The sequence below is a fragment of the Solihabitans fulvus genome (assembly GCF_008386585.1).
GTDB classification, from domain to species: Bacteria; Actinomycetota; Actinomycetes; order Mycobacteriales; family Pseudonocardiaceae; genus Solihabitans; species Solihabitans fulvus.
Genome location: NZ_VUOB01000355.1, coordinates 1 through 469, shown reverse-complemented (window position 1 = coordinate 469; position 469 = coordinate 1). Strand labels below are relative to the sequence as shown.

At 36.9% G+C, this 469-nt stretch carries 1 protein-coding gene; it reads left to right on the top strand.

Features of this window, described 5'->3' with window-relative positions:
* Window positions 1–466, top strand: a 466-nt coding sequence (locus F0L68_RS46030; protein WP_188317151.1) for a hypothetical protein, incomplete at its 5' end; no start/stop codon positions are given.
* Between the last annotated feature and the right edge of the window lie 3 nt (window positions 467–469).

Here is a 469-nt window from a genome sequence, read left to right as displayed (position 1 = left end):
GGGATTACTTTTGTTCAAACAACAAGCAAACAAACTGAAAAAGAATGATTTTTCAATTTGTAGATATATTCAATCAACTATCAGGTTTCTTTGGGATGCATACAATGTAGATGAATCAAATGATCCGACTGCTTTAGTTGTGTCCATGAGCTATAAGGAACACTGGAATGAAATTGCAGATTTATGGTTCCTAGGAATGCAGACAATGAGTGGAGTATTAACTATAGTTCCTTGGATATCAGAATTTGCTATTGAAAGTGGTTGGGCCGGTGGAATAATTGAAATGCTTGTGAAAGTTAAGATTGGTACACTGGCTCCAAACGTTAGGTCAGCCTTTGAAGATTTTCTTTGTAGATTAGTTGACACAAACGAAAGTGTTATACCTGTCCTCAAAAAAGCAGGTGCCCTAAAAATGTGTCGGAATCATCGACTAATGGATCTTGGCAAGAAATTATTTGCTGACTAGGCG